Origin of the sequence: Roseimaritima sediminicola (assembly GCF_009618275.1) — a bacterium.
Classification (GTDB): Bacteria; Planctomycetota; Planctomycetia; order Pirellulales; family Pirellulaceae; genus Roseimaritima; species Roseimaritima sediminicola.
Genome location: NZ_WIAD01000040.1, coordinates 35,878 through 52,215, shown reverse-complemented (window position 1 = coordinate 52,215; position 16,338 = coordinate 35,878). Strand labels below are relative to the sequence as shown.

The 16,338-nt window shown below is 63.5% G+C and carries 9 protein-coding genes; 4 read left to right on the top strand and 5 right to left on the bottom strand.

Going from position 1 to position 16,338, the window contains the following annotated elements; translation table 11 throughout:
- Positions 1 to 239: 239 nt before the first annotated feature.
- Complete coding sequence (locus GE027_RS17000; protein ID WP_202617446.1) at positions 240 to 1,682, bottom strand: DUF1501 domain-containing protein; 1,443 nt, start codon at positions 1,680 to 1,682, stop codon at positions 240 to 242.
- Positions 1,679 to 4,780 (bottom strand): DUF1553 domain-containing protein, encoded by a 3,102-nt coding sequence (locus tag GE027_RS16995; RefSeq protein WP_153558414.1) that lies wholly within the window; start codon positions 4,778 to 4,780, stop codon positions 1,679 to 1,681. Before GE027_RS16995 ends, GE027_RS17000 begins: the two co-directional genes overlap by 4 nt.
- A 276-nt stretch (positions 4,781 to 5,056) precedes the next feature.
- On the opposite strand from GE027_RS16995, the gene GE027_RS16990 reads away from it, so the two are divergent.
- Both GE027_RS16990 and GE027_RS16985 read left to right on the top strand, forming a co-directional pair.
- Positions 5,057 to 7,150, top strand: a complete 2,094-nt coding sequence (locus GE027_RS16990; RefSeq protein ID WP_153558416.1) for an FAD-dependent oxidoreductase — start codon at positions 5,057 to 5,059, stop codon at positions 7,148 to 7,150.
- Positions 7,151 to 7,197: 47 nt separating this feature from the next.
- Entirely contained in the window at positions 7,198 to 8,772 is a 1,575-nt protein-coding gene (locus tag GE027_RS16985) for an alkaline phosphatase D family protein (protein WP_153558413.1), read from the top strand.
- 12 nt (positions 8,773 to 8,784) lie between these two features.
- Here the strand turns inward: GE027_RS16985 and mnmA are convergent, their stop codons facing one another.
- On the bottom strand, positions 8,785 to 9,942 hold the full coding sequence (gene mnmA / locus GE027_RS16980; RefSeq protein WP_153558412.1) for a tRNA 2-thiouridine(34) synthase MnmA: 1,158 nt from the start codon (positions 9,940 to 9,942) through the stop codon (positions 8,785 to 8,787).
- 146 nt (positions 9,943 to 10,088) lie between these two features.
- Between mnmA and prfB the strand changes: the two genes are divergently transcribed.
- Positions 10,089 to 11,199 (top strand): peptide chain release factor 2 gene (gene prfB, locus GE027_RS16975; RefSeq protein ID WP_390621606.1). Its coding sequence is split into 2 segments (ribosomal slippage): positions 10,089 to 10,157 and positions 10,159 to 11,199, totalling 1,110 coding nucleotides; the frame shifts between segments, so codons are not numbered across the junction.
- A 197-nt stretch (positions 11,200 to 11,396) separates the two neighbouring features.
- Here prfB and GE027_RS16970 read toward each other — a convergent pair.
- Both GE027_RS16970 and GE027_RS16965 read right to left on the bottom strand, forming a co-directional pair.
- Positions 11,397 to 12,893, bottom strand: a complete 1,497-nt coding sequence (locus GE027_RS16970) for a hypothetical protein (RefSeq protein ID WP_153558410.1) — start codon at positions 12,891 to 12,893, stop codon at positions 11,397 to 11,399.
- 192 nt (positions 12,894 to 13,085) lie between these two features.
- On the bottom strand, positions 13,086 to 14,558 hold the full coding sequence (locus tag GE027_RS16965; protein ID WP_153558409.1) for a sigma-54-dependent transcriptional regulator: 1,473 nt from the start codon (positions 14,556 to 14,558) through the stop codon (positions 13,086 to 13,088).
- 542 nt (positions 14,559 to 15,100) lie between these two features.
- Between GE027_RS16965 and GE027_RS16960 the strand changes: the two genes are divergently transcribed.
- Positions 15,101 to 16,333, top strand: coding sequence for a sulfatase family protein (locus GE027_RS16960; protein ID WP_237607605.1), 1,233 nt, complete (start codon positions 15,101 to 15,103; stop codon positions 16,331 to 16,333).
- Positions 16,334 to 16,338: the final 5 nt, after the last annotated feature.

The window sequence follows — 16,338 nt, the reverse complement described above, 5'->3', positions numbered from 1 at the left end:
CTGTGGCATAGGCTTCCAGCCTGTGAAACCAGTTTGCTCTCGGCTGGGACAGCCGAGCTACTCTGTGGCATAGGCTTCCAGCCTGTGTAGAACAGCCACGCCAGTGGCGACATGTGGTAGCCCCAGGCGCGAGTCTGGGGTGCAGACACCTGCTCGATTCGATGCGGTTTGGGTTCGCCAACAACCCGGCGAATCGAGTACGAGAATCGCATCCGCCTGCCAGGTGGCTTCGCATCGCATCAGGCTAGGATGTCTCTTAAAACGTGTCCGTGGACGTTGGTCAAGCGGCGTTGGATGCCGTTGTGATAGTGCGTCAAACGCGTGTGGTCGATGCCGAACAGGTGCAGGATGGTGGCGTGCAGGTCATGCCAAGCCACGGGATGCTCGACCGCTTTCCAGCCCAGTTCGTCGGTGCTGCCATAGGTGGTGCCGGGTCGCAGTCCCGCGCCGGCCATCCAACAACTGAACCCGTACCGGTTGTGGTCTCGGCCCGGCCCCACTTCGGTGGCGGCGGACTGGGCAAACGGTGTACGACCGAATTCGGTGGTGAACAGGACCAACGTGTCTTCCAACATGCCACGTTGTTTCAGATCCTTCAGCAGCGCCGCGACCGGTTGGTCGATCCTCGCCGCTTCGACCGTATGGTTCTGCTTGACGTTCTCGTGCGCGTCCCAACTGCTGCGAGGATTGCCCGCGACGGGGCCGCCGGAGAACAGCTGCACGAAGCGCACGCCGCGTTGCAGCAATCGCCGCCCCAGCAGGCAGCGCCGCGCCATATCGGTAGTGACCGGATTGTCGATGCCGTATTCGGCCATGGTCGCGGCCGATTCACCATCGATCCGAGCGACTTCGGGAACCGCCAACTGCATCCGCGCGGCCAATTCATAGCTCTTCATTCGCGACTGCATGAAGCGATTGTCCGGGTCCGCATCCAGGGCTTGGCGATTGACCTGTTGGATGAAATCCAGCACCGCCTGGTCGCCGGCGCGGCGATCGGCGAAGGCCGGGAACAGGTCGCGCACCGGCCGCTCGGCTGCTCCCAGCACGACGCCCTGGTTGGATGAGGGCAGGAAGGCACTGCTCCACGTACTGGCGCCCGTGTTGGGGGCGCCGCGAGCGTCGTTCATCACGACGTAGGTCGGCAGCGAATCGTTCTCGCTGCCCAGCCCATAAGAGATCCAGCTGCCCATCGAGGGAAAGCCGTTGAATTCGAAGCCGCTGTTCGCCAGGAACAGGGCAGGGGTGTGGTTGGCCGAGGCGGAATGCATCGAACGGATGACGGTCAGTTCGTCGGCACACCGAGCGATGTGCGGAAACATCTCCGAAACCATTAACCCGCTTTCGCCGCGTGGATGAAACGCCCAGTCCTCCTTGCGGAGCAGGCCCATCTTGCCAAAGAACAGGTCGACCTGTTCGTCCGTCTCCAGCGATTTGCCATGGAACCGCTTCAGTTCAGGCTTGTAGTCGAAGGAGTCCAGATGGCTCAAGCCGCCGACCAAGCAGATATGGATCGCACGCGAGGCTTTGGCGGGAAAGTGAGGGATCGCGTCGCCGGTGTTGGTCGCCTGCGCCGGATCGCACAACAACTGCAGTAGCGCCGTGGCACCGAGCCCGCGAGCGGCCCAGTCAAACCAACCACGCCGGGTCAGTTCCCGCGTCTCGAGAGGATCAGGACTGGTCACTGGATCACCACAAATTCATTCAGGTTGAAAAGGCCACGGCACAGCGCTTCCAAGCCGTGTTGTTCGACGAGCCGCCGGGACAGTTGCTGTTCCGCGGGCGAGGGGCTGCGAGCGATAGCCAGTTGCCAGGCGCGATCGATTTGGGCGGACACGTCCGCCCCCGCCTCGCGACGAAGTCGAGCGGCGAAGGCATCGGTCATCCGCAGCACCAAAACGTTGTTCAACAAGCTGAGGGCTTGCAGCGGCGTGGTGGTCACGGCACGGCGCGGCGCGGAGGCTGCCGGATCGGGGCAATCAAACGTGTCGAGCAACGCGCTGCGTCCGCCGCGCGGATTGAATCGATAAACCGTACGCCGAAAAACGTCGCCGCCCACCGCATCGATCGGTTCGTAGTAGGTCGTGCCATTCAGATAGGTAACCGAAACGTCGCGGAAACTGGGGCCTCCCGCCGCACGGTTCAATTGGCCCGCGACGCTCAACAAAGCGTCCCGAATCGTTTCCGCTTCCAGCCTCCGCACCGGTCCCCGCCACAGCAAGCGATTGTCGGCGTCCTGTGGGCGAACGGACCGATCAAACGAGGTGTCGGCGATTCGGGTTGTCTGACGATAGGTCTGGGACGTGACGATCTGGCGATGTAGCGGTTTCAGCCGGTAGCCCGCCTCACGAAAACGGTGGGCAAGATAATCCAATAACTCGGCATGGCTCGGACGTCCGCCTCCGAATCCGAAGTCGTTGGGCGTGTCGACGATCCCGGTTCCGAAGTGGTAGTGCCACAGCCGATTGACCATCACACGAGCAAACAGCGGGTTGTCTTCCGCCGTGATCCAGTCGGCCAGTTTTCGGCGCCGCTGTGCTTCACCGGCGTCGGGCTGCAGGCCGAAATCGGCCTTGTCCGGACACAGCGCCGCGATCCCCGCCGGCGCAACCAACGGGCCCACGTTGTCCGGGTCGCCACGCAGCAATACGTGCGTCTGTTCGCCTTTGCCAGGAACCAAGGTGTAGACCTGGCGAGTGGCGGCCGGCTGCAGGCGGTCCTGTTGCTGTTGCAACTGTTGCAAGCGGGCGACCTGCGTTGCTCGCTCGCGACGCTGTTCAGCCGTCAGCACAGCGGAGATCTGCTCGGCGGAAACGTAGGCCGGAGGCCGGGCGGCCAAATCAGCGACCTGCTCGGTCGTAAGGGCCCGGTCGTACAAAGCCGCTCGATAAAGTTTGCCGGCGAGGAACCGCCCCTGGGCGGCCGGTTTGTGACGCAGTCCAAACACGACCTCGGATTGGTTCGCTTGGTATCGCTGCAGCGGTGCTTTGCGTACCGCGTGCCCGTAGCGAATGCCGTTGCGATAAGCGTGAATGGTTCCGTCGTCGTCGTACACGATCGCAATATGAACCGGTTGCCCGTCGGCGACCGTTTCCTCACTTCCTGCGAACGATCCGGTGCGTACAAATCGGTTGCTGCCGGCCATCCAGTGGCCGGGTTGTTGTTCGCCAAACACAACCGCATCAAAAATGACGCGGTCGAGGGTCGCCAGCGAAATCGCCGCGCCGCCGCGCTGCTGAAGATTGTCCAGGCGGAGCCAAACCTCGAACGTCTTGACTTCGATGGGCACGGCCAGGGGAGGCGTGTCGACATAGTTTGTGCCGTCGAGGACCAGGGCCCCATCGTCAAACCGTACGTCTCCGTGAGCTCGACCGTGCAAGCCGCCGACCGCGTCGCGCAGATCGTCGTCGAATTCCCAGGCGGCGATGGGCGCGAGGTGCGAAGTCGGCATGACGGCCGCATCGGTTGCTTGTGCGGCCAGCTTGGCCCGCGCGGCCGCATCGATCCGGGCCACCGCCGCACTCGCCGCCTGTCGCTCGTCGCCGATCCGCTGCAAGCGCTGCTGAACCACGGGGACGGGGATCACGCGTTGGCCAAAGCCAAGGCCTGAGACGGCCGACGCCAACTGGTAGTATTCCTGCTGGGTAATGGGATCAAACTTGTGGTCGTGACAGCGGGCGCAATTGATGGTCATTCCCAAGAAGGTTTGTCCGACCGTTCCCAGCACGTCCTCGACTTCGTCCTGTCGGGCGAGCTTGCGCATGCGGGGGCTGCCGCCAACGACGGTGTTATGAACGCCGGCGACCCAAAATCCAGTGGCCGCGGCACCCTCCCAGCCCGAATCCATTTGATCGCCCACAAGCTGCCAGCGAACGAACTGGTCGTAGGGCATGTCGCGGTTGAATGCATCGATCACCCAGTCCCGGTAAGGCCAAGCGTGATCGCGGGGTTGGTTGCGTTCGAAGCCATCGCTTTCGCCAAAACGAACCACGTCCAACCAGTGCCGAGCCCAACGCTGGCCGTACTGGGGCGAGGCCAGCAAGCGATCGACCAGACGGCGATAAGCCACCTCGGACGGGTCGGCGGCAAACTTCGCAACCGCTTCTGGTGCAGGCGGTAACCCAAGCAGATCGAAGTACAGCCGGCGAACCAGATCGCGGGGCTCGGCCGACGGCAACAGGGGCCCCGCGATCCCCTGGCGTCGGCGAGCCGCCAAGACAAAGTGATCGATGGGATTGCGGAGCCGATTCTGCCGGGCGGCCAATTGGTCAGTCGCGGTTTCTTCTGACGGGGACAGCTCTGGCGGGGACACCGATCGCAACGGCTGCAGTGACCACCAATCCCGGCCGGCTCGGTGTTCGGTGCTGGAGGCGAACGGATCGATCGTCCCGGCGCTCCAGGGGGCCCCCTGTTCGATCCAGCGTCGCAGCAGTTGTTTTTCAGCCGCCGCCAGAGGCTCCTCCGGCGGCATCTGGTCGCTGGCAACCATCTGCCACAGTTCGCTGGCCTCCGGATCCCCGGCCACCACCGCTGGACCGCTGACACCGCCGCGTTGCGCGGTCGCTTGCCGAGAAAGCGACAGATCGCCTGCGGGATCGGATTGGCCGTGGCACTCCAAACAGTGCGAGACCAACAGCGGTACGATCTGACGCTGGAAGTCGACGCCCTGGGCATCATCCGCTCGCCCCCCAGCCGCCCAGCACAAACTGGCCAGGGCGAACAGCAACGCGGGGACGGCCAGTCGTGCCGAGGCACCAGCATCCGGGGCAAGGGCGGTTCGCATAGCGATTCAGGTGGAGCGAGAGGAGCCAGGGGCGGGCCAGCCAGTATAGTCGTTTGCGGACCGCGCAGCGAATCGAGCGTTTGCGGGGCAGCCAACACGGGGGAAACGATCCGCGGGTATTGAATCCGGTCATTCGCCGGCTTAGGCTTGCCCCGCAGACTTCGGTTGTCGCCGCCGAAGAGTCGGCTTGATCGCGGCGACGTCTTTCCCTTTCTTGGTAGTGGTATGCGAAACTGGAATGCGGTGGTGAGTGCGTGCAGATGGCTGGCGGTGTGGATGGGGTGTGGGCTCGCGGCGATTGCGGGCAGCGCGAACGCGAGCGCGGCGGATCCCAAGGTGTACGACGTGGTGGTCTACGGCGGCACGGCCGGCGGGATCGCAGCCGCCATCCAGGTCAAACGCATGGGTGGGTCGGTCGTGGTGATCGAACCCTCGCGGCGGATCGGCGGCTTGACCACCGGTGGGCTGGGACAAACCGACATCGGCAACAAAGCGGCCATCGGCGGGATCGCTCGCGAGTTCTACCAGGGCATCGCCCAGTACTACCAACAACCAGAAAACTGGAAATGGCAAAGCCCCGACCAGTATCGCAGCGGCGGACAATCCAGAACCGTCGATGGCGAAACCACGCAGTGGACCTTCGAGCCCTCGGCCGCATTGACGGTCCTGCAGAACATGGCCGACCAGCACGAGGTGCCGATCGTCTACGAACAGCGACTCGATCGCAGCGGCAGCCGCCGCAGTGGCGAAGTCGGTGACGGCATCCACATGGAAGGCACCACCATCCGCTCGATCCGCATGGAAACCGGCCAGGTCTACCATGGCCGCCGCTTTATCGATGCCACCTACGAAGGCGACCTGTTTGCAACCGCCGGTGTCTCCTACACGGTCGGCCGCGAAGCCAACGCGACCTATGACGAAACCCTCAATGGCGTCCAGACCCAGCGGGCGATCCATCACCAGTTCATGCCCGGCGTCGATCCCTACGTCCGCAAGGGCGACCCCAGCAGCGGCCTGCTGCCGGGCATCGATCCGGAGGGTCCCGGCACCGAAGGGGCCGGCGACCACCGTGTGCAGGCATACTGTTTTCGAGCTTGTCTGACGGATCACCCCGAGAACCGGATCCCGTTTGCGAAACCGGCGGACTACGATCCGCTGATGTACGAGTTGTTGCTGCGGAATTTCGAAGCCGGGCAGACCGGGTTTCCCGTCATCAATTCCAAGATGCCCAATCGCAAGACCGACACCAACAACCGGACCGGCGTGTCGACCGACTTCATCGGCCAGAACTATGCCTACCCCGAAGCCAGCTATGACCAGCGGGAACGCATTGTCCAACGTCATCGTTCCTACATCCAGGGACTGTTCTGGACGATGGCCAATCATCCACGCGTGCCCGAAGCGACGCGCCGCATCGTCAGTCGCTGGGGCACGTGCAAGGACGAATTCGAACGAGCCGACGGCTGGCAACAACAACTCTATATCCGCGAAGCTCGACGGTTGGTGGGCGATTTGGTCATGACCCAGCACCACTGCCAAGGCCGTCAGACGGTGGACGATTCGGTGGGGATGGCCGCCTACACGATGGATTCCCACAACGTCCAGCGATACGTCGACGGGGCCGGCCACGTGCGCAACGAAGGCGACGTTCAGGTCGGCGGCTTTCCGCCCTATCCGATCTCCTACCGCTCGCTGCTGCCCAAGCCGCAGGAGTGTTCCAATCTGTTGGTGCCGGTCTCGCTGAGCGCTTCGCACATCGCTTTCGGATCGATTCGTATGGAACCCGTGTTCATGGTGCTGGGCCAGTCCGCCGCCACGGCCGCCATGCAATCCATCAACAGTCGACGGCCCCTACACGCGATCTCTTACGACACGCTGCGCACCCGGCTGTTGGCCGATTCCCAAGTACTCCAGCGCAGCGACGAGATGCTTCCCGCACAGGGAATCCCCGCGGCCAGTTTGAAGGGCATCGTGGTCGACAACACCAGCGCCGAAACCACCGGCCCGTGGTCGACGGGACACGCCGTCGGACCCTTCGTGGGGCTCGGATACCTGCACGATGGCAACGCGGCCAAGGGCGATCTTTCGGCGGCGTTCACCGGCAAGATCACCAAAGCCGGACGCTACGCCGTGCGCGTCTCCTATTCCAAACATTCCAATCGGGCCACCAACGTCCCGGTCACGGTCCAAGCCGGAGGCGAGACGACGCGTTACAGCGTGAACCAACGCACCGCCCCGGCGGCTGATGGGTTTACCACGCTGGCTGAAGTACACTGGCAGCCCGGCCCCGTCACGGTGACCATCTCCAACGTTGATACCGACGGATATGTGATCGTCGATGCCGTGCAGCTCTTGCCGCTGCACGAATAGTCGACGCGGCCCGTTTTCACTAGTTCGACACCGCAGGCTTTGACACCATGAAATCCGACGCGACCTCTCGACGCGCCTATGGCATCCAGCGACGCGAGTTTCTGGGCTACATGGCCATGGTCTCGGCGATTCCCACCATGGCCCTGCGTGCCGAAGGACAGGTTGTCGACAACCCTTCGTTCGACGGCAACCCGTTTACACTGGGCGTCGCCTCGGGCGACCCGCTGGCCGACGGGGTCGTGATCTGGACGCGGCTGGCCACCGATCCGCTGGCCGGTGGCGGGCTGCCGCCGGTCCCCGTACGAACTCGCTGGGAAGTCGCCACGGACGAAGCCTTCGCCGATGTCGTCCGCAGCGGCGAGGCTCTGGCCATGCCCCAGCTGGGCCACTCGGTGCATGTGGAAGTCGATGGCCTGCAGCCCCATCGCTGGTACTTCTATCGCTTCCACGCCGGCAACGAGACCAGTCCGGTGGGCCGTACCCGCACCGCGCCGGCGGCAAACCAAACGCCGGACCTGGTTCGATTCGCATTCACCTCCTGCCAACACTACGAGACGGGATACTTCAACGGTTATCCCCACATGCAGCAGGAAGACCTCGATCTGGTCGTCCACCTGGGAGACTATATTTACGAATACGGCGGAATCGACAATCGGCCGCGAAAGCATCTCGGCGGCGAACTGAATTCGTTGGATGATTACCGCACTCGCTACGCCCAGTACCGACTGGACCCCGCGCTGCAGGAAACCCACCGGCGGTTTCCCTGGTTGGTCACCTGGGACGACCACGAATTCGACAACAACTATGCCAACCTGGTTTCCGAAGAAGACGGTATTTCGCCCGAAGCGTTTCTGGCTCGCCGCATGAACGCTTATCAAGCGTACTACGAATTCATGCCGCTGCGGCGAAGCTCCTTTCCCCAGGGGCCGCACATGAAACTTTATCGGGGCTGCCAGTACGGTTCACTGGCCAACTTTCATGTGCTCGACACGCGGCAGTACCGCACCGACCAGCCCAACGGTGACCACCAGAAACCGATGACCGGCAAAGCCTTGGACCACCGGGCCACGATGCTTGGCGAAGCTCAAGAGCACTGGCTGATGCGCAGCCTGCTGCAATCCCAGGCGACGTGGAACGTGCTGGCCCAGCAGGTGATGATGGCGCCGCTGAACCGCGGCGAAGGCGACGACCGGCGCTACAGCATGGATCAGTGGCCCGGTTACGAGATCAGCCGTCGGCGGCTGCTACGATTCTTCCACGAGCGGCGGATTCCCAACCCGGTCGTGTTGACCGGCGACATCCATGTCAACTGGGTCAACGACCTGCAGCTGGATTTCCAGGATCCGAACTCGCCGTTGGTCGGCACCGAGCTGGTCGGTACGTCGATGACCTCGGGCGGTAACGGTGGCAACGTGATTGCCGAGTACGAACGCGCCGCGGCGCAGAACGATTTCGTACGCTGGTACAATTCCAACCGCGGATACGTCTCCTGCGAGCTGACGCCCGCCACTTGGACGACGCACTTTCGCGCCACACCGTTTGTCGACAAACCCGACTCGCCGATCGAAACCAAAGCCACATTTGTCATCGAAGCCGGCCAGGCCGGCGCCAAGCAGGCCTAAAGCGGAAAGCCGCTATGGGACGGCCGATTCGATCCAGCCTCCGCCCAGGACGCGGTCGCCCTCATAGACCACGGCCGCCTGCCCGGGAGCGACGCCCTCCTCGGGCTGGTCGAACGTGACGTGGAACACGTCACCGGTGGCGCTCTCGGTGCGAACCGTTGCCGGTTTGGGCGGGCTGTTGTAACGGATCTGCACGCTGCAGGGCAGCGCCGTGCCGGGCGCCGGCGGGTCGACCAACCAGTTGCTGTCACAGGCGACAAGGCCGCTGCAGCGGAGATCCTCGCGCCGGCCCAGCACCACGCGACGAGACTCAGGATCGATCCGCACCACAAAGTGCGGCTCGCCCAGGGCGATGCCCAGTCCTTTTCGCTGGCCGATCGTAAAGGCTTCGTAACCGCGATGCCGACCGACGACGCGGCCTTCCAGATCGACGAATTCCCCAGCGGTCGAAGGCGCGTCGGGGCCGCGGCGGGCGCGCACGAAGTCGCTGTGGTGGCCGCTGGTGACAAAGCAGATTTCCTGGCTGTCCTTCTTCGTCGCCACCGACAGCCCGATCTCGCCGGCCAGTTGCCGGATCTGCGGCTTGGTGTAGCCGCCCACCGGCAACAGCATCCGCTGCAGGCGGTCGCGGCGGATGCCGTACAACACGTACGACTGGTCCTTGCCGCTGTCGATCCCGCGCAGCAGCCGCGGTGATCCGCCCGACTCGTCCGCCTCCAGCCGCGCGTAGTGACCGGTGGCGACAAAGTCCGCGTCGACGCCATCGGCGTAATCGAACAAACGGCCGAACTTGATCCAGTTGTTGCACTGCACGCAGGGATTGGGCGTGCGGCCGCGGGTGTAGTCGTCGACAAAATAATCGACGATGCGGCGGAAATCCTTCTGCAGGTTCAGGGCGTAAAACGGGATGCCCAGCCGATCCGCCACGCGGCGAGCGTCGGCCGCATCGCTGGCCGTACAACACCCCTGCCGGTGGCCCGCGCGCTGGACCACCGGCAGGCCGCCACCGTTACCCTCGCCGCCACCCTCGCCTTCGACACGGCACACCTCACTGGACTCTTCGCCGTGCCGCATGAACACACCGATCACCTCGTGCCCGGCCTGACACAACAGATGTGCCGCCGCGCTGCTGTCCACTCCACCGCTCATCGCCAGTACGATTCGTGCCACGCTTGCTCGTTGTCCTTGTCGGTCGCTGTGCCCGGGGGACGTTATCCCGCAGGGCTGGCTGTTGAAATTGGCTACCTATCGTTATAGTGACACTGCAACCTCAGAAAAGAAACCCGTTCTCTCAAACCGCTGGTGTCGAGCCCCCCATGGAAGCCGATCTGACCCACCGTAGTGACGCGATTCGCGAGCGCCTGGTCCAACTACGAGACAGTCTTTGACTACGCTGCCAAAACGCAGAAAATCAAAGACATCGAAATGCAGATGTCCGAGGCCGGGTTCTGGGACAACAGTGAATCGGCTCAGCAAACGGTCGCCTCGCTGAAGCAGTTGAAGGGTATCGTCGATCCGATGAGCGACGTGCTCGCGGCGGCCGAAGACCTCGATGCGCTGATGGAGATGGCCGACGAGGACCCCGAGATGGCCGCCGAAGTCCGCGCGGAAATCGAGCGGCTGGAGTCGGTGCTGGACGAGCTGGAACTGAAAGCCCTGCTGAACGGACCCAACGATTCGGCCAGCGCCTTGTTGACGATCAACGCTCGCGATGGCGGGACCGACGCCAACGACTGGGCCGATATGATGCTGCGGATGTATTCGGCTTGGGCCGTCGCGCACGAATATAAAATCGAATTGCTCGACCGTCAGGACAACGAGGAAGCCGGCATCAATCACGCCACGATCGCGATCCGCGGGCCCATGGCCTACGGTTATCTCAAGGGCGAAGAGGGCATTCACCGCTTGGTGCGGATCAGTCCTTTCAACAGTGAAGGCAAACGCCAAACCAGCTTTGCGGCCGTCGATGTCTCACCCGAACTGGACGATTCGATCGAGGTCGATATCCAGGAAAAGGACGTTCGCGAAGACCGTTATCGCGCCGGCGGCGCCGGCGGCCAGCACGTCAACAAGACCGATAGCGCGATCCGCCTTACGCACATCCCGACCAATACCGTCGTGCAGTGCCAGAACGAACGCAGCCAACATCAAAACCGGGCCACCGCCTGGAAGATGCTGCGGGCCAAGATGGCGCGGATCGAGGAAGTTAAACGCGAAGCCGAACAGGCCAGCAAATACGCCAACAAGGCCAGCACCGGGTTCGGCTCGCAGATCCGCAACTACTTCCTGCACCCCGACCAACGCGTCAAGGACGCCCGCACCGGTCACTACGTGGGGAACTTCGAAGCCGTGATCGCCGGCAACGAGCTGCAGGGCTTTCTCGATGCCTTCCTGCGTTGGCGTGCCAAAGAGATGGCCGAGAAATAAGCGGCCGAGCCGCCGGGCGGTCGCCGCAGGAGTTTTCTAAGCACGTCGCAACATTTGATTCGGCTTTACCCTCCCGCTGCGCGGGAGGGTGTTGTCGCGGGGTTTCACCGAAAGATTCATGCCGACGTGCTTAAAAAAGGCGACCCGATGCCGGGTCGCCTTGCTTCTGTTTCAGCAGTCTTCGCTCGCCGAGCTGCCTAGTTGAACGGATCGTCTTCGGCGTCGGCGGCGTCATCCATGGCATCGTCGGCAAACGGATCAGCATCGGCGGGCGCTTCCGCTGCATCGTCGGCAGGAGCTGCATCGTCGGCGAAGGGGTCCGAAGTCGCGTCGGCCGCCGGTGCGGGTTCGGCCGCTGGTTCGGCTGCACCAAAGGGATCGGCGCCGGCGTCAGCCGGTTCGGCCGCATCCATCGCTCCGGCACCGAACGGGTCGGCACCAGCGGCATCGGCACCAGCGTCGGCGGGAGCGGGCTGGGCCGCGCCGAAGGGATCGGCGCCGGCGTCGGCCGGTTCGGCCGCATCCATCGCTCCGGCACCGAACGGATCAGCACCAGCGTCGGCGGCACCAGCGTCACCGGGAGCGGGCTGGGCCGCACCAAAGGGATCGGCGCCGGCGTCGGCCGGTTCCGCCGCATCCATCGCTCCGGCACCGAACGGATCAGCACCAGCGTCGGCGGGAGCGGCGTCGGCGGGAGCGGGCTGGGCCGCGCCGAACGGATCGGCGCCGGCGTCGGCCGGTTCGGCCGCATCCATCGCTCCGGCACCGAACGGATCGGCACCAGCGGCATCAGCACCAGCGGCATCAGCACCAGCGTCAGCGGGAGCGGGCTGGGCCGCGCCGAAGGGATCGGCGCCGGCGTCGGCCGGTTCGGCCGCATCCATCGCTCCGGCACCGAACGGATCAGCGCCGGCGGCATCGGCACCGGCGTCGGCGGGAGCGGGCTGGGCCGCGCCGAAGGGATCGGCGCCGGCGTCGGCCGGTTCGGCCGCATCCATCGCTCCGGCACCGAACGGATCGGCTCCGGCGTCGTCAGCCGGCGCCGCTTCGGCAGCTCCGGCACCAACGGGATCGTTACCAGCGGGCGGTTGGCCGAACATATCGGCGGCGTCGGCTGGAGCCGTGCCGGCGGCCGGTTCTTCGGCGGGATCGGCAAAGGGGTCGCCCAGGGCATCGGATTTTTCGACTTCCGGCTCGCCGGCGGCCAGCGGGTCGTCGTTGGTAAACGGATTGGCTCGGGCATCGTCGACGACCGGCGGCGTGGCCGGCGGCGTCGCTCCACCGGCTCGGGCGGCGGGCGGATTGCGGAGCACGCGAGACTCGGCGTCGGCCGCTTCTTCATAGCGAGCCCGCGCCCGAGCGTTGGCGTTGGCCTGCTGTTCCAGGCGGACCTGTTGGCGGATCGCTTCGATCTCCAAGCGGCGGTGTCCCTGGACGCGCGACAGCGATTGATTGACCAGGCTGCTCAGTGCGCCCAGCGTCTCCAGGCGAGCCCCCTCGCGGAAGTCGGCTTCCGCTTCGTATTGTCGTCCGGTCGAATCCAGCACCAGGCCGCGGAAGAAGTAGGCGCGAGGATCCTTGGTTCCGTTGTCGATCGCCATCGACAGGTATTTGTGGGCATCGATGTAGTTGCCCGCGTAGTAGCTGTGGACACCGCGTCCATACATTTCGGCCAGCACATTGGTCTGGGCCACGGCGGAAGTTGCCAGCAGAACGCTGGCTGTGACGCTAAACAAGATAGCCCGGAACATGGTGGGTGGTCCCCCGAAAAGTTTTTGAGTGTGTCGCGATTGAACCTACGCTGAATCCTAATTGTAGGGTTTGGGAAAGGCAATCATTGCCGGAAAAACCTCTTTTGTCAGTTCCAGGGCCACTCCGACACGTCGCTACGGTTCGGTGTTTTCGCCGGCGGCCTTCTCGTCTTGGTTCTTGTAGTGATCCAAGCGGCGGTACAGGGTGCGGGCCCCGATCTTTAACATATTGGCGGCTTCCTCGCGGTTGCCGTTGGTCATTCGCAAGGTTTCTTCGATCGCCCAGCGTTCGATTTCCGCCAGCGGCCGGCCCAGCAGGCTCGTGGGCCCGGCGGCGATGGCGGCCTGGGGTTCCTCCTCCTCGACGCCCTCGTACAGCTCCGGCGGCAAGTCCTCCACGCCCAGGCTCGCGTCGTTGTCCAGCACGACCATGGTTTCCACGAAATTGCGCAGCTGGCGAACATTGCCCGGCCAATCGTAGGCAAAGAAACGCTTGGTCACGTCGGGCGTGAAATGCGCCGCCGGTTTGCCGTGCCGCTTGAGAAACTGTTTGCGAAAATGATCCATCAACGGAATGATGTCGTCGCGGCGATCGCGCAGCGGGGGCAGCGTGACCGTGACCACTTTGATGCGGAAATACAGGTCGTTTCGGAACGTACCGGCTTCGACCATCTCCTCCAGTGGGCGGTTCGTGGCACTGATCAATCGCACGTTGACCTTGATCGGTTTGTTGTCGCCGACGCGAGTGATTTCGTGCTCTTCCAGGACCCTCAGCAATTTGATCTGCGTGCTCATCGGCATATCGCCGACTTCGTCCAGAAACAACGAACCGCCGTTGGCGTATTCAAAAGCCCCCACGCGATCGCCCACGGCGTCGGTAAAAGCGCCTTTGACGTGGCCGAACAACTCACTCTCGACCAGGTTTTCCGAAACCGCCCGGGTGTTCAGCTCGACGATGCGTTTGTTGCGTCGCGGACTGTTTTGATGAATCGCCTGGGCAATCATCTCCTTGCCCGTGCCACTCTCGCCGGTGATCAACACGGTTGCATCGGTGGGCGCGATCCGCTTCAAGCGGTCGATGACGCGGTGCATCTCCTGACTGGCGTAGATAATGCCTTCGAATCCGAAGCGTTCATCCAAACGCTGGCGAAGTTCGGTGTTCTGCCGTTTCAGCTGGACCGCCGAGACGGCTTTCTCGGTCACCGCCCGCAAGCGCTGGGGCGTGATCGGTTTCTCCAGAAACGTGAACGCACCCTCCTGCATCGCTTCGACCGCCGCCGGCACGGTGGCATGGCCGGTGACCAGGACGACTTCCGAATCCGGCAAGCGCTGTCGCGCCAGGGCCAGGATTTTCATGCCGTCGACGTCGTTCATCACCATGTCGGTGACCACCACGTCGAAGGTCTCACGCTCGATCAATCGAGCCCCCTCCGGACCGCTGGTCGCCACCGTACAGCGGTAGCCCACGCGTTCGAGACTCTCGGTCATCGCCCGCGCATGCGCCGGATCGTTGTCGACGATCAACAGCGAAAAGTCCGAGCGGATCAATTCGTCGGGTTGCTCGGACGCCGAACCAGAGCTTTCCGAAGTATTCGATTTCTCAGCCATGATGTATCGATCGATGCGGGCGGAACAGACAAGTTATATCGGTTACTTTGACGCATATCGAATTCTTTGTGCAGAGGGGCTAGCACGCCGATAGAACTCGAGCTAGCTTTTGCTTGCCACGGGGGTTTGCGGTGTTTATGCTGACGCCGATCAACGGGGCGAATGGCATGGTCGGATTTCGAATTTTCGAAATTTGTTTCCAAAAAAGTCATTTCGCCTCTTTCCATCGCTTGCCCCCCTGTTACAATGACCACTCATCCAGTCGCGTTCACTGCCCCGATCGCGACTGGAGTTGTGAGCCCCCTCGAGTACCTGCCCCACCCGAGGGGGCTCTTTTATGCGCTTTTGGCGCCTGAGCGGTCGACTTTGAGGAGATCGCTTTCATGAAGAGCACGCTTTGCCTCGCGAACGCTTCGCGAATCCTGGGTTGGTTGATCGTTCCCATCCTATCGATCCCTGGCCTGAGTCTTTCCGGTGCGGCCCAGGGTCCCGAGGATGCCGCGGCCGCGGACAAATCGTCTGACAAGGCGCCGAATGTGGTGATGTTGATCAGCGACGATCAAGCCTGGGGAGACTATTCCTTTATGGGCCACGAGGCGATTGAAACGCCGCGACTGGATGCGTTGGCTCGGCAGAGTCTGACGTTCACGCGTGGCTACGTGCCGGACAGCCTGTGCCGGCCCTCGTTGGTGACGATCATCAGCGGCCTGTATCCGCACCAGCACGGCATCGTCGGCAACGACCCGCCGCATCCCAATCCGAAATTGACCGGGCGAGCACGCTTCGCCGATCCGGCCTACCTGGCTCGGCGGCTGGAGTACCTCAAGCACATCGATGCCGTCGAAACGTTGCCCGACCGGTTGGCGTCGCTGGATTACCTGAGCCTGCAGACTGGTAAATGGTGGGAGGGAAACTATCGCCGCGGCGGATTCACGCACGGCATGACCCATGGCGACCGCACTCGAGGTGGCCGGCACGGTGACCTAGGGCTGAAGATTGGCCGCGAGGGGATCGCGCCAATCGAGGAGTTTCTGGACCTGTCGGAGGCCGAGGACAAACCGTTTTTCATCTGGTACGCCCCCTTCTTGCCGCACACGCCTCACAACCCGCCCCAGCGTCTGCTGGACAAATACTCGCAGCGCACCGATTCGCTTCCGGTCGCCAAATACTGGGCGATGTGTGAATGGTTCGACGAGACTTGCGGCGACGTCCTGGATGCCCTGGACGAACGCGGCTTGGCCGAGAACACGATCGTGATGTACGTGACCGACAATGGCTGGATCAATCGCCGCGACGCCAGCCGTTACGCGCCGCGCAGCAAACGCAGTCCGCACGAGGGCGGGATCCGCACGCCGATCATGGTCCGTTGGCCCGGCAAGATCGAACCGCGGATGGACAAGGAGACCTTGGTTTCCAGTATCGACCTGGTTCCCACGGCGTTGGCCGCCGTGGGATTGCCCGCCGACGCGGCCCTGCCCGGCGTGGACCTGCGGGATTCGGCGGCGCTGGCCCGGCGGGATGCGATCTTTGGGGAAATCCTCGAGCACGACATCGTGCACATGGACGATCCGGCGCCCAGCTTGCGTTATCGCTGGGTGATCGAAGGCGACTGGAAACTGATCGATCCCGTGCCGCGGCTGGACGAGCCGGTCGAGCTGTATGATTTGAGCCGGGACCCGCACGAGCAGCAGAATCTGGCCGAGCAACATCCCGAGCGGGTGCGGGCGCTGCGCCAGCGGCTGGACCACTGGTGGGCGCCCTCCGTAGTGCGGTAAGCTTG